The organism is Arthrobacter sp. ERGS1:01 (assembly GCF_001281315.1).
Classification (GTDB): Bacteria; Actinomycetota; Actinomycetes; order Actinomycetales; family Micrococcaceae; genus Specibacter.
On sequence record NZ_CP012479.1, the window covers coordinates 2,087,946 to 2,108,114 of the forward strand.

Sequence of the window (20,169 nt, forward strand, 5' to 3'; positions counted from 1 at the left end):
GGGTCTAGCCTACGCATCGCCGTCGTTCTTCCGATCGACGTCGGGGTCGATGGCATCGGCATGGCGACGAGCACGGGTGGACTCTTCGGTTTGGGCACTGGCGGCCGTGCGATGTTCCTCGGCCTCGATCCGCAACCGTTCGGCGTCAATCTCTGCCTGTTCGGCCTCGGCCGAAGTGCCCGCGGCAGAGGCCTGGGACTCGCGCGCATCCAACTCCGTGTCCCTGGCAGCCGTCCGCAGGGTTGCGGCCTGCTGCCGATCCGCTGCCTGCTGGTGTACCGCTGAAACACGGCCACGCCTGCGGCCGAGCGCAGAGAGAATCCCAACGATGACCAACAAGACGATGATCCCGACAATAATCCAAATCAACTGCATCGATGACATCAGTGGTCTTCCTTTCCATGCGATAGCACCAAAGTGCGATGCTTCACGGCGGGCTCCGGCTCATTCAGCCGGAAGCGGTCACGAACGGCGCCCGGAACCAAGACTATGTAGCCGGGGTTTGCGCGCATGAATTCGCGAGTGATGGTGCAGTACGGGTGGACGGCAATCCGCCGCCGCGTGGCGTCGTCAAGGACGTCACGGATGAGGGCGTCAGTTGTGTGCGAATCGGACATTTGAGTCAGATGTGTGAACAACAGCCACATATCCGCGCCACGCATGGTGTACCGAGTGAACCCGGCCAGCTGGCCCGCGCGATACACCTCGATCTGCGACAACTGCTGGTTGTGGGAAAAAGCTAGTTCAGGCCTCGCCCATGATGAGGGTCGCTGTGCCGCCAGGGTGTACGCCGACGAGAGAGACGTTGCAGTGTAAGTGAGTGCAGAGGTTTCCATGACATGCCCATCAGTAGTTGGGTTGGTGGTCCTCTGCTCGACCACCTCCAGCCTACAAAGCTGCCGGGCACAAAACAAGGGTGCGTGTTGACCCATGCCGGAAGCTCACAGGTAATTCAAGCCCTGTAAGCCATCAGTCAAAATGTGTTGCGACGTTGACCTGACTGAGATTCGCCAACATCTCCTGGGCAACATCACGCACTTTCTGGTTTCTTGAGGATGCAGCCCTACTGAGAATCTCAAACGCCACAGTTTGTGAGCAACGCTGCTGACCCATAATGACCCCCACCGCCAAATCAATCGTGGTTCGCGATTTCATGGCTTCCTGAAGGTCGTCCGCTGTTTGCTGCTTGACGCCGATCCGGACAGCCAATCGCAGAGCCATCTGGACTTGGCCGGCATACTGCTCAGCACTGGCTACTATGCCTTCGTCAAACGCATCCGGAACGGAGGAAAAGAAATTGATCGAGGCGGCAGCCCCTTCGTCAAGGATCAAGGGAACGGCCAAGACACTGTGGACGTTTTCCTTGAACAGTTCCTGGGCGTACTCCGGCCAACGTCCGTCCGTGAGCGTTTCTCGGATCACCACAGTGCGTTCTTCCTGGAGTGCCGTCAAGCAGGGGCCCTGTCCCATGCGTTCCTGGAGCTCATTGAGCATGTGCGCCCGGGCGGTGTTTCCTGTTCCTGTCAGTGCCCTTCGACGCCGGTACAACGTCACGGCGCAGTCCAAGGCAGGACCACCATCGACCATGGCCAGCGCGGCGGAGTATTCGCAAAGTTCACGCAAGAAATCTGCTACATCGACACTTTCAATGACGAGCCCCTGCAGCTGCTCCGAGACGGTCACATCAGGCCCGTCAGGCTCCGATTCCTGAATGGTGGCAGCGAAGGCGGGTGTGGGAATGCCGTCGGGCCGTTCGTCATCGGATACGTTCGTCGTCATCAATGATCCTTTGTACGGCGTCCGTGGAAGTATCCGTGGACACTCGGTGCCGAGTACTTCTGCCACCAAATAGGCTTCCACCCATCTCACGGCAAAGGCCCCGGATTTTCAGGCTTCCGCTGCTTGGACGCCTATCTATATTCTAGGCGCATTCAATACTTCCAGCATCGAAATGAAAGTAACACGCTGACGCGACCGGGCAATTAAGGATCTTGTTCCTCATCCGGGTCCGAGGAGTACGGGATCCTGACCTCAACGGGCAGGCTCATGAATTGTTCATTGAACGCCTGCGCCAGCAGGTCGCGTTCGAGGGGCGGAAACGAATGCACCGCACATATATACGCTTCCAACTCAAACTGACCCGCGGAGCCGCCAAGTGCAAAATATTTCAGCCAGAGTTCACCCACGGTCAACTCTGCAAGGGCCAAGGCCCACCGAAGTTCCGCGAACTTTTCTTCATCGCCAATCCCCATTGCCGATCCCAGCCGCTACTTGACGTGCCGGACAGCCGCCTCTACTAGCCGCACCGCCGTATCCCTGAGCGTCGCGCGATCCGCGACGGCCAGTCTCATCAACCTCTGCATGGCGTCCTCTTCGCCCACCCCATCGCGCTCCATGACAAGGCCCTTGGCCATGCCAATCAGGTCACGCGAACGCAGGGCGTGTTGCAAATCCTGGCTAAGACGGTGGGCACCTTCCGCCGTCTGCGCATGCTCCAGGAGGACCGTGGCCTGGGCCACCAACAGCTCCAGAACCCTCCGGGCACTGGTATTAAACGCCCAGGCTGTATCCGAATACACCTTAACCGCACCAAAGGATTGCCCCCCAGACTTCATGGGCACACTGATGCAGGCAGTTACCGCCAAGGTGGCAACGCTTTGGGACCACCGCGGCCAGCGCGGATCGGTGGCGACGTCATCGACCACCACAGTCTCCCCCGTAGCCCAAGCCGTAAGGCACGGTCCTTCTTCCAGGGCGTACTGCAGGGCGTCGGCCTCCTCGACGATGGGATCGGAGGCAGCCATACTTATCTTGCGAGCATTTTCATCAATAAGCGTTACCCCGGCCCCCACTGCGTCAGGGAAGCTGAGTTTGGCTGCTTCGGTGATGAGCTTGAGGGTTTCGGCGACGGTTTTTTCACTCAGGAGAAGCCCGGAGGCTCGGGCGGCAACCGCGGCAAGCTCGTTGGCGAGTGGCAGTGCCTCTTCTGCGTTGATCACGGTGAGCTCCTCCTGTCGGGACGCTCGTGGAGCATCGCACCTTCATCAATCCCTACTCCAAGACTACACACGGCCGGGCACTTTTGTTCCCCGTAGACGGCGCCTTCCCATGACGGAAAAGAGCGGTGAGGTGGGAGTTGCGCCCCACCGGAGCGCGGCATTAAAGATGGCGACCCGGTTGGACCCGCCACCCCACTCATGCTTGCCCCTATTCGCGCTTAGATGCTGCGTGCGCCGCCCTCGGTGTCGTCGCTGTGACGGTCCACCACCTCATCCTTCAAGCGCGCCTTGGTGTCTGCAACCTTGCCCTTGGCATGCTCAATCTTGCCTTCCATTTCCTGGGACCTTTCCCCGGGCCTTGCCAACGATCTCTTTGACCTTCCCAGTGACCTTGTCCTTTGCAGCGTCCATCTTGTCGCCGATACCCATTGCATTCATCCTTGTTTAACCCCTGTTCATAGGTGGCTCCCGCGTTGCTACCGTGCCGTCGACAGACGGGCGTTGAGGAACGTTGGTCATTCCTTGGCCTGACCCGCATCCTTGACGTAGCTCTTGCCATCCTCGCCCGTGTAGAGAACATAGTCCGGAGCTTTCTGGTCATCCTTGGATTTCACCGCACAGCCGGTTGGAGGGCCATCAATGGGAGAGCGTTCGGCATCACCGAACACGGCACCCAGCCCCTTCGAGTCCCGGGTGGTCTCCCCTGGACGAATGATCTCGCCGTGTCCGCGAGAGTTATCTGACTCTTCCATCATGGTCTGTCCGGTGGCTGCAAAGGCTTGCACTTCCGTGCGCCACCAGCTGAGGTTGACCTTGGCAGAACCGTCCGCCGACGTTTCGACGGATGTTTCAATCTCGTCCTCGGCGGCACCCATTTCCCACAGCTTGTGCTGGTAGGACCCGACCAATTCGGTCAACGTTTCCGGGGTCCATTCGCCCGGGCCCATCCGCGTCGAAATCTCCACGGGTTCACTATCGCTTTCGTCCATCGCATTCTCCTGGTCCGGTAAGAAGCCACTACGAGTCGCGCAGCGACTCGATGAGTTCCTGCTTGCGTTGTTTCGAATAGCCGCTCAAGCCAATTTGCTTGGCCTTTGCCCTGAGTTCTTGTAACGTCCAGTCCTCGTAGGCGTCTGATCTTCCGCCCCTGCGAGCCACTGAGGTCCGACCATCCCTGGCTGCCGCATTTGATATTCTGGCGGCCTTCTGGGCCGAGGCTCCATCCTCACGCAGGGCCTCATACATCTCGGGGTCTTTTATGCTGGAACTTTTCTCCTGTGGCATGTCATTGTCCTTTCCTGCAGCGCATCGTCCGAGGCTTTACTCCAGGCCGGCGCACCAAGTTCCCTTCCGTCCTCGCGATGAATTGACGGCGATAGCGACATGAACCGGCATGTTTTGCCCTATATGTTCTTTAGTCTTGGCACCCGCAAAGGGGGAAAAGTGGACCATCCAAATTGTGCTGTGAGCTATTGGAAACCTACGGGCCGGAACTGTGCTCCACGGGCCGATGGCTGCTTCATCCGCTACTTCCGACTGTAGCGACTTCTGGCGGGAATTGCCATGCCCATGTCCCGCCCCGGAAGGCGTCTGCCGAGGTCGACGAGGGCCGCAAGGGCGTCGGCACCGTATTTGCCCCCAAGGACTTGAGCTGGCCGTGGACGCACACCGACGGGCTCGCTAGCATGGGCAATAGAGAGGCATTTTTGCCGATGATTGGACAAATCCTCAGCATTCCGCCGAAATCACCCGCGATCAACGAAAGGCTTGAGCGATGAACGACCAACAGCCAACCGATCCGGAGCGTCCCGTTCCCGAACCGTTCCCGACAAGCCCTGATCCCACGGTGCCGGATGGACCCCTCGGCCCGCTCGAACCCAAAGTGCCCGAACCTGAGCCCGGCACAATCCCTCCCCCGGACCCATTCCTCCCCGCCGCCCCACCCGTCATCTAATGCCATGGCGACGCAAAGTGAAGTGATGGGCATGCCCCTGCGCAAATAGTCTGCACACCCATATCAAGGAGCACCGCTTGGCGAGATCCGGGGGCGTTCCGATTCCACGAAAGCCCTGCACAAGGTGGGAGCCACTGTGCTCTTTGCGCTATTTATAACTTTTTGGTGGCGGTGGCTAAAACGGTGGCCTCACTCACAACGGGTTCGGGTTCCATGGTGGTCGAGTCGGAGCACTCCTGGGCGAACACGGGTAACCAGATATCCCTCTTCTTTGCCGAGCGGAGTTCGCGGTGGCCAATGTGGTACTGGGCGTCGCCTTTTTCCTGGAGAGTCTCTCCTCTCGCCAGGCCCTGCGGCAGGATCAAGGCGATGCTCGGAAACACGGTCGAGACGGATTTGAGCAGGTACTGAACAGTTCGGACACCACAACCCGAGCCGTGTTTGCCGAGGACGGGGCGGACCTGACGGGCATCCTTTTGGCATTTGCCGGGATCTTGGCCCGCCAATTGACAGGCGCCCCCGTGCCGGACGCACTGGGATCCATTAAGGTGGGGACTGCTGTTGGGGTGTATCGCCGTAGTGCTGATCCAGGAAAGCAGGCGCTTCCTGGTGGGCCCAGCTGTCACCGCCGAAGTTAGAGGGGCCCTAACGCGTCAGTTGCTAGAGGATACGGAAAGAGTCCACATCACCTACCTGCACCTGGAATTCATTGGATCGCGCAAGCTCTGCCTGGTAGGCGCCGTCGACCTCGCCGGGAACCGCCCCGAATCCGAGGTGGCCACCAATTTGCGCACCGTCGAGAGGCAAGCTGAAAAGCACGATGGCATCGAAGACGTTATTATGACCCCTTCGACCGCCGATGAACCTTCCCTAAACTTTTGACGGGCTCCGAGAGCGGACCCAGGGTCCATGGAAGGGGGCACCTCATGAGGTCGACACTTTTGTATGAGAAAGGTGGGCTTCTTGTTCGTCACGTGTCGGCGTGAACGGGCACCGCTGAGGTGAGCCGGCCATAGCCATTCACGGTCCGGCCTTGCCTCGCTTATCGTTCGGGATCGCTAGGGTCCGCCGGGGCGGCTTTTCTCTGGCTGCGCAGCCGACGTCCCACCGAAATCTCTTCGGCGTCCTTCCAAAGCCGTTTCACGCTCCCCTTGCTATCGCGGGGCGGCAACTGGATGGTTTCCTCTGCGGCGATACCCGCCACTAGTTCTCGTCCGCGCTCCAGCTCGGCGTCAAACTCGGCGCCAAATAGGAGCGACATGTTCAGAATCCATAGCCACAGAAGCAGAACGATGGCCCCGCCAATGGTGCCGTAGGTCTTGTTATAGTGGGCAAAATTGGCGACATAGAAGCCGAAACCTACGGAGATCACGACAAAGACAACGAGGCTGATGACCGATCCCAGGCTGATCCAGCGGAATTTGGGTTGCCGTACGTTCGGGGTTGCATGGAATAGCAACGCGATGACGACTATGGCGAGGATGGCGATCACGGGCCATTTGGCCACGTTCCAGATCGCCACGGTCGTGCCGCCCATGCCGGCGGCGTCCCCGACCGCTTGGGCCACGGGCCCGGAAAGGACCAACATCAAAACCATTAACGCCACCAGAAGGACGGCGACGAGTGTCACCAAGAGCATCACCGGGCGCAGTTTCCACGCGGGCCGACCCTCATCGATTTCGTAGATCCTGTTCATGGCCCGCCCAAACGATCCCACGTAACCGGACGCTGAAAGCAACGCCACCACAATGCCTGCAGCGAAGGCAAAACCCGCACCGTTGGCGTGCGTCATCTGCTCAATGGGGCCTTTCAAAACCGCCACGGAGTCCGGTGCCACGTTTCTTACCGCGTCAAGTAGCGTCGCCGTCGTTCTTTCACCCTGCCCGACCAATCCCAGCAGTGATACCAAGGCAAGCATGGCTGGAAAGATGGACAACACTCCGTGGTAGGTAAGCGCTGCGGCCATGTCCGGGCAGGCGTCCTTGGTGAATTCGCGAACCGTCCGTTTCGCCACGTACCGCCACTTCGATAGGTGCGTGTCCACAGGTGTGCCCGGCTTTGGGTCGTCGCCAGGGAGCCCGGATTCGTGCTCTAGTTCACTTGGGACGTGGTTCTTTTCCTTCGCCATCGCAGCCACCTTCGAGTCTTCGGGATCAGAACGATGTTGCAGGCCGCTCTTCGCTCCGGCCTGCAACAGTTCCGGGAAATGGTTTGTCTAAGCCCTGCTCTTCGAGCGTCCCGTAATTGCCCCATACACGCCTGCGACCACTACACCGCCGATGATGGCCAGAATCCACGAACCTAGGTTCCAGAATCTCATGTCTCCGGATCCGAAAATCAGGTTACCGATCCACCCACCAACGATTGCGCCGACGACGCCCAGGATGAGGCTGGTGATCCAGCCTCCACCGACACGTCCGGGCATAATGGCCTTGACAATGGCGCCCACAATCAGGCCGAGAATAATCCATCCGATGAAGCCCACGAATCCTCCTGGAGAAACGTTGTATTTTATGTGGATGTTTTCAATTTTGGGAGAAGGCTGTCCCCATTTGGCCTCAAGCGTTGAGTGAGAGTCACAGAATTTTATAGTTTCTCCGGAAGTTTTATGGGGAACCATTCACACTCCTCGCAGGGCGGCAAATATTGAGCGGCCACTTCCTTCCCACCATAAAGAAGGTACCGTCGGAATTCAACCACAGTTCGCGCAACGCCCTGCACCGCGCAAATTCCCGCAAGCCAAATTCGGGCCTCATGCCCCTTGGTCGTGGCGCCTGCCTTGGGACTTATGCAATGGGTATCGCTATTGGCCGACAAGGACGGTGTTGACCAGCTTGACGAGTTCGTTGCTCGCGGCCGATGTAATTGCAGCACCGGCCTTAACGACCGTCGCCGCCAGATTGCCCTTGACAGCAGTCACGGTGAGTGAGGTGACTTTCTGGCCAGTCGGCGCCGTCTCGCTGGTCAGAGCACCCAATGACTTGTCTCCGTTCGTGGAAACCTGGACCGGAGTAACCTTGACGGTGGACTTCTTCCCCGCCACGGACTCCGTCACCGTTGAACATTGCGAGGCTGCCTTCTCGCTTGCTGCCAACTGGGCAGACATGGCCGATGCATCCTTGACGGCGAACACAGTAACGGTAATGGTGGTTTTGTCTGCTGCTGAAAGGCTCGCCCCGGCCGCGTAGGTGCTGCCTTCAGGAACCTGGGCATTGTTGGTCGACACCACTGCGCAAGCTTTTGGTGTAATCACCGCAGTTTTGAGCAGCGTCCTTGCCACTTCCAGCCCTTGATCAATCTGGGCGGCTGGAATTACCGTAAACGCCCTACCGCTGGGGTCTTTGAGCTTCGCAATGATCGCGGCCAGCTCATTATTGGTGTAGTCCTTTTCCGTGGGGGAAGCCATGGCCGACGTTGTTGCCGCAGTACTCCCAGACGTCGTGGAACCAGCCACTGTACCGGCTTGGCCGCAACCTGCCAGAGCCATCGCTGCGACAATTGCGATGCTGTATGGAACGATTCGATTTTTCATGTGGCGCCTCAATCAGAGAAGGATTCCGGTGGTCTCCCATATTTTTACTCTAGTGTTGATTTTGGGCGTTAAGTTGAAAATCTCATGCAATATATTACCGTCGTATGATTGAGGCCAAAGTGGCTTTTACCCGGAATCGCTGGCGGCAATTTCTGGGAAAGTTGCCCTTTCATGCCACCCGCTGAACTGGACCACCTGGACGACCGGAGAAAGCTAAGCTGCTATCCGTCCTTGGCGTTCGCCTCCAACCTCACCGCTGCCTTCTTCCCAAGCCGCTGGGTGACGACCCGGTAACGGCCCCGGAAACTGCGGTTACCAGCGCAAACACCAACACACCGGCCATGGGGTTGCGTAAATCCGTGGCTTCGTTGGGAGGTTTGTTCCCGGTACCTTTGCGCCAGACAGCCCCCAACGCCCTGCGGGCCCCGGCGCCCACCGCGAGGCTTGCGCCGACACCCAAAAGCTTGATCAGGATTTTCATGGCATGGCCTCCATTTCTGCTCAGAACGATGTTGCCTTCACCACCCACTGTTCCGAACCGAGGAGGCTTTCGCAAGCTGCCGCATGTGGTTACAGTGGAATCAACGGTCCAGCCGTTCAGGCCTGAATTGCTTCACGCGGCAGGCCCGCCCCAGGGTGGCCCGTCCTGCACCCCGTCGCCAGCAACACGCGGCACATGGCCCCAAGCAGCGGGGGTTCCCGGCCCACATCAGGGCTTTTCAGCCTGGCCGTAGCCAGCCTGCGCTTAGAGGCCCCTTACAGCAGCGAATCCATCCCGGCGTGACCGCTCACGTCATGACCATTCGAGTCGAGCAACAATCGAAGGAGAACTCCATGAATAGCGACGACGCCACCAATGGCGAAAACGACCCCACCAAAGCTGAAGGCGGCTACGGAGCCCCGCTTCCCGAGGACGAAGTGCCCGGAAGCGCAGACACCAACCCCGGATCACCGGATCCGACCCTGCGTGATCAAGAAAGCGATGTCGAATCCTTGACCAGCGACGGAAGCTTGGGAGCCCCGGAGAAGAATTTCTTTGACGATGAGGATGCAGGCAGCGATGGCGAGCCCGAAGCGGGGAGGTTCGGCGGAGCTGACGAACAGTTCCGCGACGAGCTTGCCACAGCGGATGCCCTCGGTGCCCGTGTGGACCCCAGCGATGAATCCCCGATTGAAGCACCCTCCACTGATGCGCCCCTGGATGACGGAAATACCGAGCCCGCCCGTAACGACCGGGAGTCCTTCTCCTCTGAATCGGACGCCGACGCATCAGGTGGCAGCGCCTAACCGGCGTCGTCCAAGCCCACACACCCCAATAACATGAGGATCCGGTTTCATTTCCACTGAAGTTCACAGCGAAACCATATGACGCGGAAACCGCGAGGCGCCGGCCCCCCGGGCGTGAGCTCCCGCAGCATGGTGGAGTGCTCTTGGATGCGTCAACATTGCGCGGGGCGGGCCAAGCACAGGCCAGGCTCGATGACCTACACCCCTCTGCAGAGCGATCCAACGGGGACGTGGCCGCCACGCTTGAGCTGGCACGGACAATGGGGCCTTCACCCCCCGACCCCAGAAGGCGAAACCTTGTCCCTCTGGCAGGAGTTGGCAACCCTGGGTGCGGCCGGATTGAGCGCTGCGCGCATCATCGAACCCCACCTTGATGCCTTGTCAATCCTTGCCCAAGCGGGACAGGGGGACCTCAACATTGCAGGGTCCACATGGGGCGTGTTCGCCGCACAGGCTCCGGGAGAGGTGCTGACCGCCTCTGACAGCCACGGCTAGCACCTGACCGGGGACAAGCCCTCTGGTGCTCACTTGCGGACAGCCTGAGCCAAGCCCTAGTCACTGCACGAAACGGACAATTGGTCCAACTTTTCGCCGCGGATCTGCGCAGCCACGGAATCACCCGGGACCAACGGCCCTGGCTGACGTTGGGCCTGCCCACAATTCCCAGCGCAGGATTGTCCTTCAACAACGTCCCGGCAGTGCCGGTAGGAGCACCTGGTTCGTATCTCAGCAGGCCCGGATTTGCCTGGGTAGGGGCCAGGGTTGCCGCCATTTGGCACGGTGCCGCGTTAGCAGTGGCCAGGCGCTCGCACGAGCATTCTCGCTCACGGAACCCAGACCAAGTTGCACTCTGGCACCTGGGCCGGATGGACCAAGCGGTGTGGTCCGCCCAGGCGGCATTCCAGGCGGCGGCCGTCACTGCTGATGCCAGCAAAGGTGCTGACGAGGATGCCATCCCAGCTGGCATAAGGTCCGCCTGTCTGCGGGCCACGGTCGTTGGTGCCGCCGAAGCCGTGCTGTCGGTGGCCGCCCACGGCATGGGCCCGGAGCCGCTGGCCTTCGAAGGCGCCCACCTCCAGCGCGTGGCTGACCTCGAGCTCTATCTCCGACAGGACCATGCTGAGCGGTCCTTGGCAGCGCACGGAGCCGCACTGCTGGCGCTCAACCCGGGCGGATCACCCCAGGAGTCACCATGGTGAAGTTCACGCACAACCAGGACTCCGCACTTGAATCCGATTGGTTGAGAAGCACCGCACTTGCCGCCATGCCAGCCCTGGACATCGGTTGGGGATCCCTTGCGCGTCTGGTGGTCGTGGCTGCACATCCTGACGACGAGACGCTGAGCGCAGCCGGGCTGCTCAAACGGGCAACGGACCACAGCGTCGCCACGGACGTATTGGTGGCCACGCTGGGCGAACGATCGCACCCCGGCTCTCCAACGCACTCCTCCGCAGACCTCGCCAAACTGCGATCCGACGAGTTGCAAAAAGCCCTGGCAATTGTGGCTCCCGGGGCTCATCACCGGGTTTTGGGCATCCCCGATGGAGACGTCGCCGCTCATGCCTTGGAACTGGAAGCGGAAATTGCGGCAACGGCCGGGGGTCCCGGCACCACCTTGATCGTGGCACCTTGGTCAAATGACGGCCACACGGACCACGATGGCGCCGGTGTCGCGGCCGCACGAGCCGCCCAAGCAACAGGCAGCCTGTTCCTGGAGTACCCCATATGGATATGGCATTGGGCCTTGCCTATCACTGCCGACGGCGACCGTACCAATGATCAAGTTCCGTGGCCTGCGCTACGCCGGCTGGAGCTCAAAGACGGCGAGCGGTCCGCGATGCGTGGCAAAGAACAACAAGGGCGAAGGCGCCAGTTCAGCCGCCGCCTACTTTTTGGCGGCCGATGTACCGCTCTTGTGGCTCGGTGGCTCGTCGTGCCGGAGGTTGCCGCCGTCGTTCTCCAGATGTGCGCGCATGAACCACTGAAAGAGTTCAAGCTTCGCTGTCTGGCCGATCAGCATGTCCTCGGTGACGGGGTCGAGATCCCCTGTGGCGGCAATGGCGTCCCGGTGGCTGGCGACGATGCCGTCGTAAACGATGTCCAGCGCGGATAAGTGCTCGGTGGTCGAAGCCCGGCCTACGGAGTAGTCGTCCCAGGACCTCTCCTTAACCATGGCACCGGGAAGCCCGTTCGGGGACACCCCCAGGGTGGCGATGCGCTCGGCGGTTTCATCAATCATGGCCCGGACGAGTTCAATTTGGGGATCGAGCATTTCGTGGACACCGATAAAGTCCTTGCCCACTACATTCCAGTGTGCATGCTTGAGTGTAAGTTGTAGGTCATTCAGGGCGTACAACCTACCCTGCAGGATCTTTGCCACGTGATGTCCATCCTTCAGGGACAGACCCGGGACAGTAAATTTGGCGGTGGAAGTCTTCTTGGAAACCATTGGAACTCCTCTCAAAGCGGCCAATTTCAATTGACCGTCCTACTTTCCACCGTAACGAGTGCACCACCGCATTGCCACCGCACTGCGGGGCGGAATTCGGCCACAGGCCGTGCGGTTGCTGGGATCCAACCAATTTAATTGCCTCTCCATGGCTGTCGTGGGGCATTGCCTAAGCAACACGATTCCCAAAGCTGCACCATGACGTACTTGTGCTTGGCCCGCGCACCACGGGGCCGTCCGACGTCACGGGGCCCCGTAGTAGGCCACCAGTTCCCGGGCTTCGTCTCCAGTGAGCACGCCGTCCCGGTTCTGCCGCGGAGCCGCTTCGATCTTCTCCCTTGAAAAAGTCACATATAGAGCCAGACCGTCGATCCAGGCACTATCCAGCGGGATAAAAGTCTCAGACGTCGAGAACAACCCGGGGGCCAGCGTTACCCATGCCGCCTCGTGGGTACCGTCGGGCACGTAAAACCTTCCCAGTGTGCCGATCTGTTCACCTGAGCGGTCGTGGACGGTGCCACCGTTCTGGATCAGGGGATTGAGGTCATCCTGATGGATCAAGTTGTTCATGGCCGTTTCCTTTCGCTGGAGAGTTTCCGGGCTACAGGGGCAGATGCATGCCCGAGGCCAGGTTGAGTACGGTCGCGAATGTCAGGTACATCAGCCATAGGCCCGTGACAATGTGAAAAAGGCCCAGGGCGCGCTCTCCGGCTTTTACACCGATGCTGTGCACAAAGTCGCTGACATACACGGCAGTCAATCCGCAAAATAGTAGGGCAACGGGCCAGTCTCCGGCTTTGAAGAACACCACGAGGCCCAGAACTGAGATCAGGGTGAAGGCCACGGACATTCCCGCATTGGGGCGGGGATCGCTGCCTTGCCAACGGTTGAAGCCCAAGGCGAACCAGTGGATTCCATACGCGGAGAAGGCGAGGGCGGCCATGTAGAGGGGCGGGTCCTTGAATACCTGGAACCAGGTCAGGCCGACAAAGAGGTAGATGCCGGTGAGGAGTTGGCAAAAGCCGGGCATCCAAATGCCCCAGATTCCGGTGGATTTGTCCACGGCCACGTCGCGTTTGGGCCAATGGAAGATTTCCTGGGGTCCGTAGATCAGGTAGCCGGTGCCGAGTCCAAAGAACCCGAGCGCCAGGGGGACGAATGTGGATGTTTCAAATGACATCTCTGAAACCTTTGGCGAGTATGCGAATCAATGGTGACCAGTCGCAAAGGACGGGGCGGCGACCTTTTCAAGCCGAACGACGACTGATTTGGAAATGGGCGTATTGCTCACTTCGGCCACATCGTCCAGTGCGACGAGGACATTTGCCTCGGGAAAATAGGCTGCGACACAGCCGCGGGCCGTCGGGTAGCTGATGATGCGCTGTTGGGTCATGACCCGGTCTACGCCGTCGGCCGCCTCGCCATGAACATCCACATAGTCGCCGTCAGCCAAACCCAATTCCGCGAGGTCCTCGGGGTTGACCAGGAGCACGTGCCTGCCCTTCTTCACCCCGCGGTACCGATCGTTGAGACCGTACATGGTGGTGTTGAATTGGTCGTGTGAGCGGATGGTTTGGAGCAGCAGGCGGCCCTCCCGAACCTCGATGGTCTCCAGCTCATTGACGGTGATCATGGCCTTTCCGGTAGCGGTGGGGAAGGTTCGGGTGTCGCGGGGAGGATGCGGGAGCACGAAACCGTCAGGCTGGCGGACCTTGGCGTTATAGTCTTCGCAGCCGTCGCAAACATGGGAGATGTGTTCGCGCAGGGTGTCGTAACTGGCCTCGAAGCCGGCCCAGTTCACCGGGTGGTCCGAGCCGAGGACGGCGCGGGCAAGCCGGGAGACGATGGCGACCTCGGAGAGGACCGCCGTCGAAATGGGTTCGATCCGCCCGGCGGACCCGTGCACGGCACAGACGGTGTCTTCCACCGTGACGAATTGCGGTCCGCCGGCCTGCAGGTCGATCTCGCTACGGCCAAGCGTCGGCAGGATCAGTGCCTGATCTCCAACAAACGCATGGGAGCGGTTGAGTTTCGTGGAGACCTGCACGGACAGGATGGTTTTCAGCATGGCCGCCTGCGCGACGTCGGTATCCGAAACTGCCGAAACGAGATTGCCACCCATGGCGAAGAGGATCTTGACCTTGCCGTCACGCATGGCGCGGATACTGTCGACGACGTCCAGGCCCGGCTCCCGTGGTGGATTGAAACCAAACTCACTTTGCAGTGCGTCCAGAAACTCTGGCGGCATCTGCTCCCAGATGCCCATGGTGCGATCGCCCTGGACGTTGCTGTGGCCTCGGATGGGCGACGGTCCGGCCCCGGGCTTGCCGATGTTGCCTCGCAGCAACATCAGATTAACAATCTCCTTGATCGTGGGGACCGCCTTCTTGTGCTGGGTCAGGCCCATCGCCCACGTGATAATAACCTTCTCCGCCTTCAAGTAGCGGTTCGCCAGCTCGTCAATTTCCTTGGTTTCCAAGCCGGTGGCAGCCAGTACATCAGCCTCGTCAAGGTCCTCCAGATACGTGCGGAATTCTTCCAGTCCATCGCAATGCTTGGCGAGGAATGCGTGGTCAAGGACCGTCCCCGGGGCGGCCTTTTCGGCGTCGAGGACGCGCTTGGAGACCGCCTGCATCAGGGCCATGTCCCCGGCAAGGCGGATCTGCAGGTATTGGTCCGCGAGATCGGTGCCCTTTCCAATTAAGCCACGGGGCCGCTGCGGGTTCCGGAAATTGATCAGCCCGGCCTCCAGGAGCGGATTGACCGCGACGATGCTCGTGCCGCCGCGTTTGGCTTCCTCCAGTGCAGTCAGCATCCGCGGATGGCAGGTACCGGGGTTCTGGCCCATAATGATGATCAGGTTCGCCTTGGCGAAGTCCGTGTAGGAAATCGCGGACTTGCCAACGCCGATGACCTCTCCCATGGCGGCACCGGTGGATTCATGGCACATGTTCGAACAATCCGGCAGGTTGTTGGTGCCGAAAGCCCTGGCAAACAGCTGGTATTCGAAGGCCGCCTCGTTGCTGGTGCGCCCGCTCGTGTAGAACGTTGCCTCGTCGGGTGAATCAAGGGCTTTCAACTCCCTGGCGATGACGGCGAAGGCATCGTCCCAGCCGATCGGCCGGTAGTGGTCCTCCCCCGAGGCTTTGTACATCGGCTCGACTAAACGGCCTTGCTGGCCAAGCCAGTATTCGCTACGGTCGCGCAGCGATGAGACCGTGTGGTCCGTCCAGAACGACGCCGGGACTTTCAGCAGGTCTGCCTCCCAGCTGATAGCTTTTGCCCCGTTTTCACAAAATTCCGCCACCTTGCGATGTGGCGGGTCCGGCCACGCACAGCTCATGCAGTCAATGCCGCGGTTCTGATTGAGGGCCGTTAGCGTCTTGAACGACCGATCCACCCCCATCTCGGTCAACGCAAGCGGCAGGGATTCGTATAGGCTGGGCCAGCCGGCCGCCCACCGCTTCGGCTCGCTCACCTGCAATTCGGCATCGGTCGGGTCTGCTACTGGTGGTTTGCTGCCTTTCATGCCAGGCACCTTCTTCACTGGAGGCTCCACGCACAGGTGCCTTGGCGGTTGCGCGGCAGACCTTGGTGCGAAAGTTGTGCTTAGTTTCGGTATAGCAGCCCCCCTTGGATGGCCGCAATGGTTGCCGGGAATTCAACCAAAAAGATTTGCGATTCGCAACTATCACAAAGTCGCAATCTTTGCGAAATAGTCCCTACCCTGTTATTTTCGCTCGGTCAGGACAGCTCGAAACACCTCCGCAATGGGTCGGTTGGCTCAAGCCAGAGCCAAGCCATCTGAGCCAACGGCTCAGCCGGGTCAAGACGGCAATCCTTTCATCGCCCGGCGGCCTCAAGGCTTACGGCTACTCAGCATCGTCAGTGGCCCACATGACGTGAACCCACCGCTTTCCATCGCTGTCCCAGGACTCGGTGTGACCCAAGAGCGCTATGGCTTCAAAAGACATGTCGATTCCATGCGCGCCCAAAATCTCGTGCAGTTCTATCGTGGCCTCCCGAATGGCGCTGATTACTGCGGCATCTGAGATGACCGGCCGTGAGGCCGTATACAGTTCACTCATGGACGCCATTGTGCTCGCCCAACCCGCAAAAGGAAACAATGCCGCCCGGGTGAGACCCAAAATGCCCAACCATTCGGCGGTTGCTGCAAGGTCCGCGCATATTCGTCTTTCCATGGACCTCGCCCGCTTGTGAAACAGCACTACCCACCCGCGGACGGATTCCCGCGCTGTTAGCTTGGACCGGTCGCGGTAGTTGAATCCCGCAATAATTGCGGTCCTGCAAGCTCTAGTCACAGCGCAGCCGGAGCGATAGTCTAAAAGTGATGAATTAGAGCCCAGCAGGCAGGCCGATCCAACGCAATTCGACGGGCCTGCCATGATGAACTCCAGCAATAAGTCAGTGATGCCAGCCATCGGGATACCGTGGAGTGCTCGGGGATGGCCAGTGGCCGGACATGGGCTGCGCGCAGGTGTGCAGCCCACTCCCATAGGTGAAAATCCGGAATGCCCGCTGGGCGATGATGCCCCGTGAATCTGTATATGCGGCTATGGCTTGCGGCCTTTAAGTCAATGGCAGTCATGGGAGCATGTTTGGCAGCCGTTGCCTATCCGCTTTCATCGACGATGACACTTTTGTGTACCGGAGCCGCCGGGGGTGCCGTGGTTTCGTACTGCACCACCCCTGTAGGACCCGCCAAGACACTCACGCGAAGCCCTCACCGCCGGGCGGCCATCCATGCCCTATCCGCTGGCGTCGGGTTCCTCGCTGTCGCTGGATTCGACACCGTTCTCGGCGCGTGGCTTTGGCCTCTGATACTGGCGTTTTTCCTCACTTCTCCCTTGACCGTGAACTTCATTATCAGCAGGACAGCCCATCTTCCACTGGCGGCCCCCTCCACCCCCGAACCGGAATCCACTCCCAGGGTCCCTGTTGAGGCGGCCGTCTTCGCACCGCCCATCAAGGCTTACGACAACCATGACCTCTGCCAGGCCTGGAGCCGCAGCTACGGATGGCTGGAGGGCGCGGAATCCCTGGCGCTGCAGGCCTACATCGTGACCCTTCGCCAAGCCTATCTTGACGAACTGGAATTCCGTGATCCTGCGGGATTACGGGCTTGGCTCGATTCGGGCCCGCGACCCCGCGGTGGCCCGGAAAGATTCTTGCACCGCGGCACCGGCGGACATCAATTGTCTGCCTGAATTTGGTCTGCCTGAAGTCACCGCCCGGGGAGCGGAAGGATGCGGCACCGCCAACAAACCCCGCACCGGGACCGGCTGGCCGTGAGGACGGCGCATCGGCGTCATGGCCAGAATTTCCTTACCAGCAGTGCCCCCGCATCAATTGTCAGGATCACATGTGACACATCGCCGAGGGGGTCTCCGTCCAACTGGAGGGCTTGTGGTTTGGCTAGGGATATTTCGGCCTTCTTGCCGCGGAAGTACTGGATGGAAGGGTCCTTGCTTCGTCCGCGGCTCAGCAGCCCGGCAAGCACACCCATCCAGCCAAACGTCCCACTGGGGGCGAGGGTCATTAGGTCAAAGCTGCCGTCGTCGAACCGTGCACCCGGGAAGATTTCAACCCCTCCTTGGAGTTTCCCGCAGTTGCCGCTCATGATGCCTCGCAACCGGTGGGCCGACGCCGGTCCGCCATCGATGCTGATCGATGCCTTTACGGGCCGGCCAGGCAGCTTGCGAATCCCGGCCTCGATGTACGCCAGCCACCCAAGCGACTCCTTGAGATTGACATTGGTATCCGCCATGACCGCTGCATCGAATCCCAGACCGGCCATCACAACGAACAGCTGCTGCGCCTTGTCCTGATCCAGGATCGCCCCGATCACGTCGATGGGATGATCGCTTCCCCTGAGCGCCTCTCGGGCAGCGGCCCCCGGGTTGCTGATATTTAGGCCTAGATTCCTAGCGAGCAGGTTTCCCGTTCCGAGGGGAATGAGGCCCAATGCGGTGCCCGTATTCTGCAAGGCCTGTGCCACGCAACGAACCGTGCCGTCGCCCCCGGCGGCGATCACCAGATCCACCCCTTCGGACAGGGCGTGTCGTGTTTGGGCCACTCCAGGGCTATCGGCAGTGGTTTCCAGGAACAGCGACTCCGCCCATCCCTCCCCGGTACATGCCGTGCTCACTATCTGCCGCACATCGATGGTTTTGCACTTTAGCGGATTGACGATGAGAGCCGCGCGATTGGGCCGGACGGCCCTTGGTTGTGACATCAGTGATTCTCCTGCCGATCGAAGACCTTTAGTGGGGACTCATGCCGAGAGCTGGAAAGACCGGTCCGGGGTGGCATGTTCCTAGCTGTGCCGGAGCAATTTGTTTTTGTCCTCAAGTTCCAAGCCCTTGATCTCGGGAAGCAGGGATTTCACGAACCAGTAGGACAGTGCGGCAAACAGGGCGAATCCGGCGTAAACAAATCCGAGTCCCACTGCCTGGCTCAGGATCGGGAAGAGCAGGGTGACCAGGAAGTTGAAGACCCAGTTGAAGGCGGTGGCTATCCCTAAGGCCAGACCCCGCATCTTGTTTGGGAAGATCTCGCCAAGGACCACCCACATTACCGGGCCCCACGTGGCGGCGAAGAAGATCACGAACAGGTTGGCTCCGACCAGGGCGACAGCCCCCCATGGCGATGGCAGTGTAATGGAGGTTCCGGAACCGGTGGCTTGGGCGAAGGAGACGGCAGCCGCGACGAGGCCCACAAACATGCCGACGGACCCGACCAGGAGCAGCTTCTTGCGTCCGACCTTGTCAACGAACAAGATGGCGACGAACGTTAGCACCACATTGATCGTGGCCGTGATGACGGAAGTGGTGAACGAGTCCTGCTGGCTGAATCCGACAGACTGCCACAACGTGGTGGAGTAGTAGAAGATGGCGTTGATGCCTACAAGCTGTTGGAATGCCGCCATGCTAATTCCAATCCACAGAACGGGCTGGATGCCGAGGGCGGGACCGCGTAAGTCCCGATAGCTGGAATGGCGTTGATTTTCCAGGGTTTCCTTGATCTCCTCCACACGCTGAGGCGGATTCGGCGAACCGGTGGTGTGTTGGATGACCCTCAGCGCATCCTGGTCCCGGCCCTTACGAATGAGGAACTGTGGTGACTCTGGAATGGTCAGGGACAGTGCCCCGTATATAAGCGCGGGGAGGACCCCAACCAAGAGCATCCACCGCCATGCCGGCAATCCCCACCAAAGAACATCACCCGCGCCACCGGCGGACCGTTCAAAAGTTGCGTCGGATAGCAAAGCAATGAAAATGCCAAGGGTGATTGCCAGTTGTTGCAGGGAACTCAGGGCACCGCGCCTGTTGGCCGGCGCAATCTCACCTATGTAGGCCGGGGCGATGACGGAAGCGATTCCGATGGCCAGCCCCCCGATCGTGCGCCACAGCATGAGGTCCCACACCGCGAATGCGTAACCGGATCCGATGGAGCTGATCACGAACAATGAGGCGCTGAGTACCATAACCGGCTTTCGGCCCCATACATCGGCCAGCTGGCCGGCAAACCAGGCCCCGATGGCGCATCCGATCAAGGTGACGGCCACGGTGAATCCAAGGACCGCCGGACTGAGGGCAAAGGTGGCTTGGATGGAATTTACTGCCCCGTTGATGACCGATGTATCGAACCCAAACAGCAACCCACCTAGGGCTGCAGCAACAGTCACCCCCACTACTTTCCCCTGCTTTGAAGACTTTGAGGACGAACTGGCGCTGGGGTGCCCCGGGCGCGCAGATGAAGAAGTAGCCATTTCCCTACCGGCTTTCTAATCCGATCGTTGGCACTTCAGCAAGGCTGGGCCGCCGTGGCATGTGGAGCACGGGAGGTGGCATTCCGTTCCGTGAGGTTGCGAAACTTCGTGGGCGGAGCGGCTTCCGATCCCGGCACTCGTGCCGTCCGGTGGATG

General features: G+C 60.1%; 22 protein-coding genes and 1 pseudogene. 6 read left to right on the plus strand and 17 right to left on the minus strand.

The annotated features are described in order from the left end of the window. Positions 1-9: 9 nt before the first annotated feature. The 7 genes from AL755_RS13355 to AL755_RS13385 form a co-directional block, all read right to left on the minus strand. Positions 10-384 (minus strand): hypothetical protein, encoded by a 375-nt coding sequence (locus AL755_RS13355; RefSeq protein WP_054011425.1) that lies wholly within the window; start codon positions 382-384, stop codon positions 10-12. After that, on the minus strand, positions 384-836 hold the full coding sequence (locus AL755_RS13360) for an N-acetyltransferase (protein WP_150117118.1): 453 nt from the start codon (positions 834-836) through the stop codon (positions 384-386). The genes AL755_RS13355 and AL755_RS13360 overlap by 1 nt, the downstream gene beginning before the upstream one ends. A 133-nt stretch (positions 837-969) precedes the next feature. After that, complete coding sequence (locus tag AL755_RS13365; protein ID WP_054011427.1) at positions 970-1,779, minus strand: GAF and ANTAR domain-containing protein; 810 nt, start codon at positions 1,777-1,779, stop codon at positions 970-972. Positions 1,780-1,982: 203 nt separating this feature from the next. Next, the gene (locus AL755_RS13370) at positions 1,983-2,252 is read right to left on the minus strand and encodes a hypothetical protein (RefSeq protein ID WP_054011428.1); all 270 of its coding nucleotides are present in this window, start codon (positions 2,250-2,252) and stop codon (positions 1,983-1,985) included. Positions 2,253-2,267: 15 nt separating this feature from the next. Then, entirely contained in the window at positions 2,268-2,999 is a 732-nt protein-coding gene (locus tag AL755_RS13375; RefSeq protein WP_054011429.1) for a GAF and ANTAR domain-containing protein, read from the minus strand. A 515-nt stretch (positions 3,000-3,514) separates the two neighbouring features. After that, a complete protein-coding gene (locus AL755_RS23620; RefSeq protein ID WP_192841615.1) occupies positions 3,515-3,988 on the minus strand; it encodes a hypothetical protein in 474 nt (157 codons plus the stop codon). Positions 3,989-4,016: 28 nt separating this feature from the next. Further along, on the minus strand, positions 4,017-4,283 hold the full coding sequence (locus tag AL755_RS13385; protein WP_054011430.1) for a DUF7218 family protein: 267 nt from the start codon (positions 4,281-4,283) through the stop codon (positions 4,017-4,019). An 853-nt stretch (positions 4,284-5,136) separates the two neighbouring features. On the opposite strand from AL755_RS13385, the gene AL755_RS24640 reads away from it, so the two are divergent. Further along, the gene (locus AL755_RS24640) at positions 5,137-5,364 is read left to right on the plus strand and encodes a hypothetical protein (RefSeq protein ID WP_445290352.1); all 228 of its coding nucleotides are present in this window, start codon (positions 5,137-5,139) and stop codon (positions 5,362-5,364) included. A gap of 168 nt (positions 5,365-5,532) precedes the next feature. Next, positions 5,533-5,835 (plus strand): hypothetical protein, encoded by a 303-nt coding sequence (locus AL755_RS22920; RefSeq protein ID WP_054011432.1) that lies wholly within the window; start codon positions 5,533-5,535, stop codon positions 5,833-5,835. A 160-nt stretch (positions 5,836-5,995) separates the two neighbouring features. On the opposite strand, the gene AL755_RS13400 is transcribed toward AL755_RS22920, so the two are convergent. The 4 genes from AL755_RS13400 to AL755_RS24645 all read right to left on the minus strand — a co-directional run bounded on the left by AL755_RS13400 (position 5,996) and on the right by AL755_RS24645 (position 8,966). Beyond that, positions 5,996-7,081: a YihY/virulence factor BrkB family protein gene (locus tag AL755_RS13400; protein ID WP_054011433.1), complete on the minus strand. Its 1,086-nt coding sequence runs from the start codon at positions 7,079-7,081 to the stop codon at positions 5,996-5,998. Positions 7,082-7,168: 87 nt separating this feature from the next. Next, a complete protein-coding gene (locus tag AL755_RS13405) occupies positions 7,169-7,438 on the minus strand; it encodes a GlsB/YeaQ/YmgE family stress response membrane protein (protein ID WP_054011434.1) in 270 nt (89 codons plus the stop codon). A 318-nt stretch (positions 7,439-7,756) separates the two neighbouring features. Next, positions 7,757-8,485 carry a hypothetical protein gene (locus AL755_RS13410; RefSeq protein WP_160318904.1) on the minus strand — a complete coding sequence of 243 codons (729 nt, stop codon included), beginning with the start codon at positions 8,483-8,485 and terminating at the stop codon, positions 7,757-7,759. Between the two features lie 250 nt (positions 8,486-8,735). Further along, positions 8,736-8,966: a DUF4235 domain-containing protein gene (locus AL755_RS24645; protein ID WP_054011436.1), complete on the minus strand. Its 231-nt coding sequence runs from the start codon at positions 8,964-8,966 to the stop codon at positions 8,736-8,738. A gap of 314 nt (positions 8,967-9,280) precedes the next feature. On the opposite strand from AL755_RS24645, the gene AL755_RS13420 reads away from it, so the two are divergent. The 4 genes and pseudogenes from AL755_RS13420 to AL755_RS24650 all read left to right on the plus strand — a co-directional run. After that, entirely contained in the window at positions 9,281-9,772 is a 492-nt protein-coding gene (locus tag AL755_RS13420) for a hypothetical protein (RefSeq protein ID WP_150117119.1), read from the plus strand. Between the two features lie 297 nt (positions 9,773-10,069). Continuing rightward, on the plus strand, positions 10,070-10,267 hold the full coding sequence (locus AL755_RS13425) for a hypothetical protein (RefSeq protein ID WP_054011438.1): 198 nt from the start codon (positions 10,070-10,072) through the stop codon (positions 10,265-10,267). A gap of 371 nt (positions 10,268-10,638) precedes the next feature. Continuing rightward, the gene (locus AL755_RS23255; protein WP_150117120.1) at positions 10,639-10,971 is read left to right on the plus strand and encodes a hypothetical protein; all 333 of its coding nucleotides are present in this window, start codon (positions 10,639-10,641) and stop codon (positions 10,969-10,971) included. Between the two features lie 65 nt (positions 10,972-11,036). Next, positions 11,037-11,447, plus strand: a pseudogene (locus tag AL755_RS24650) (PIG-L deacetylase family protein); the annotation flags it as partial. Positions 11,448-11,657: 210 nt separating this feature from the next. On the opposite strand, the gene AL755_RS13435 reads toward AL755_RS24650, so the two are convergent. The 6 genes from AL755_RS13435 to AL755_RS13470 all read right to left on the minus strand — a co-directional run bounded on the left by AL755_RS13435 (position 11,658) and on the right by AL755_RS13470 (position 20,013). Then, positions 11,658-12,221 (minus strand): Dps family protein, encoded by a 564-nt coding sequence (locus AL755_RS13435; RefSeq protein ID WP_054011440.1) that lies wholly within the window; start codon positions 12,219-12,221, stop codon positions 11,658-11,660. Positions 12,222-12,464: 243 nt separating this feature from the next. Continuing rightward, a complete protein-coding gene (locus AL755_RS13440; protein WP_054011441.1) occupies positions 12,465-12,791 on the minus strand; it encodes a hypothetical protein in 327 nt (108 codons plus the stop codon). A gap of 31 nt (positions 12,792-12,822) precedes the next feature. Then, complete coding sequence (locus tag AL755_RS13445) at positions 12,823-13,401, minus strand: hypothetical protein (RefSeq protein WP_054011442.1); 579 nt, start codon at positions 13,399-13,401, stop codon at positions 12,823-12,825. Between the two features lie 27 nt (positions 13,402-13,428). After that, positions 13,429-15,750: an FdhF/YdeP family oxidoreductase gene (locus tag AL755_RS13450; protein ID WP_054013058.1), complete on the minus strand. Its 2,322-nt coding sequence runs from the start codon at positions 15,748-15,750 to the stop codon at positions 13,429-13,431. Between the two features lie 1,800 nt (positions 15,751-17,550). After that, entirely contained in the window at positions 17,551-18,477 is a 927-nt protein-coding gene (locus AL755_RS13465) for a diacylglycerol/lipid kinase family protein (RefSeq protein ID WP_054011445.1), read from the minus strand. An 81-nt stretch (positions 18,478-18,558) separates the two neighbouring features. After that, complete coding sequence (locus AL755_RS13470; protein ID WP_082369296.1) at positions 18,559-20,013, minus strand: sugar porter family MFS transporter; 1,455 nt, start codon at positions 20,011-20,013, stop codon at positions 18,559-18,561. Positions 20,014-20,169 lie beyond the last annotated feature (156 nt).

What these genes read in the sequence shown, in the direction of transcription:
- AL755_RS13360 (WP_150117118.1), bottom strand. Translation starts at nt 836, where the DNA reads ATGGAAACCTCTGCACTCACTTACACTGCAACGTCTCTCTCGTCGGCG.
- AL755_RS13365 (WP_054011427.1), bottom strand. Translation starts at nt 1,779, where the DNA reads ATGACGACGAACGTATCCGATGACGAACGGCCCGACGGCATTCCCACA.
- AL755_RS13440 (WP_054011441.1), bottom strand. Translation starts at nt 12,791, where the DNA reads ATGAACAACTTGATCCATCAGGATGACCTCAATCCCCTGATCCAGAAC.
- AL755_RS13470 (WP_082369296.1), bottom strand. Translation starts at nt 20,013, where the DNA reads ATGGCTACTTCTTCATCTGCGCGCCCGGGGCACCCCAGCGCCAGTTCG.
- AL755_RS24645 (WP_054011436.1), bottom strand. Translation starts at nt 8,966, where the DNA reads ATGAAAATCCTGATCAAGCTTTTGGGTGTCGGCGCAAGCCTCGCGGTG.
- AL755_RS13410 (WP_160318904.1), bottom strand. Translation starts at nt 8,485, where the DNA reads ATGAAAAATCGAATCGTTCCATACAGCATCGCAATTGTCGCAGCGATG.
- AL755_RS13450 (WP_054013058.1), bottom strand. Translation starts at nt 15,750, where the DNA reads ATGAAAGGCAGCAAACCACCAGTAGCAGACCCGACCGATGCCGAATTG.
- AL755_RS13385 (WP_054011430.1), bottom strand. Translation starts at nt 4,283, where the DNA reads ATGCCACAGGAGAAAAGTTCCAGCATAAAAGACCCCGAGATGTATGAG.
- AL755_RS13435 (WP_054011440.1), bottom strand. Translation starts at nt 12,221, where the DNA reads ATGGTTTCCAAGAAGACTTCCACCGCCAAATTTACTGTCCCGGGTCTG.
- AL755_RS13400 (WP_054011433.1), bottom strand. Translation starts at nt 7,081, where the DNA reads ATGGCGAAGGAAAAGAACCACGTCCCAAGTGAACTAGAGCACGAATCC.
- AL755_RS13420 (WP_150117119.1), top strand. Translation starts at nt 9,281, where the DNA reads ATGACCATTCGAGTCGAGCAACAATCGAAGGAGAACTCCATGAATAGC.
- AL755_RS13370 (WP_054011428.1), bottom strand. Translation starts at nt 2,252, where the DNA reads ATGGGGATTGGCGATGAAGAAAAGTTCGCGGAACTTCGGTGGGCCTTG.
- AL755_RS23620 (WP_192841615.1), bottom strand. Translation starts at nt 3,988, where the DNA reads ATGGACGAAAGCGATAGTGAACCCGTGGAGATTTCGACGCGGATGGGC.
- AL755_RS13445 (WP_054011442.1), bottom strand. Translation starts at nt 13,401, where the DNA reads ATGTCATTTGAAACATCCACATTCGTCCCCCTGGCGCTCGGGTTCTTT.
- AL755_RS23255 (WP_150117120.1), top strand. Translation starts at nt 10,639, where the DNA reads ATGGACCAAGCGGTGTGGTCCGCCCAGGCGGCATTCCAGGCGGCGGCC.
- AL755_RS13355 (WP_054011425.1), bottom strand. Translation starts at nt 384, where the DNA reads ATGTCATCGATGCAGTTGATTTGGATTATTGTCGGGATCATCGTCTTG.
- AL755_RS13465 (WP_054011445.1), bottom strand. Translation starts at nt 18,477, where the DNA reads ATGTCACAACCAAGGGCCGTCCGGCCCAATCGCGCGGCTCTCATCGTC.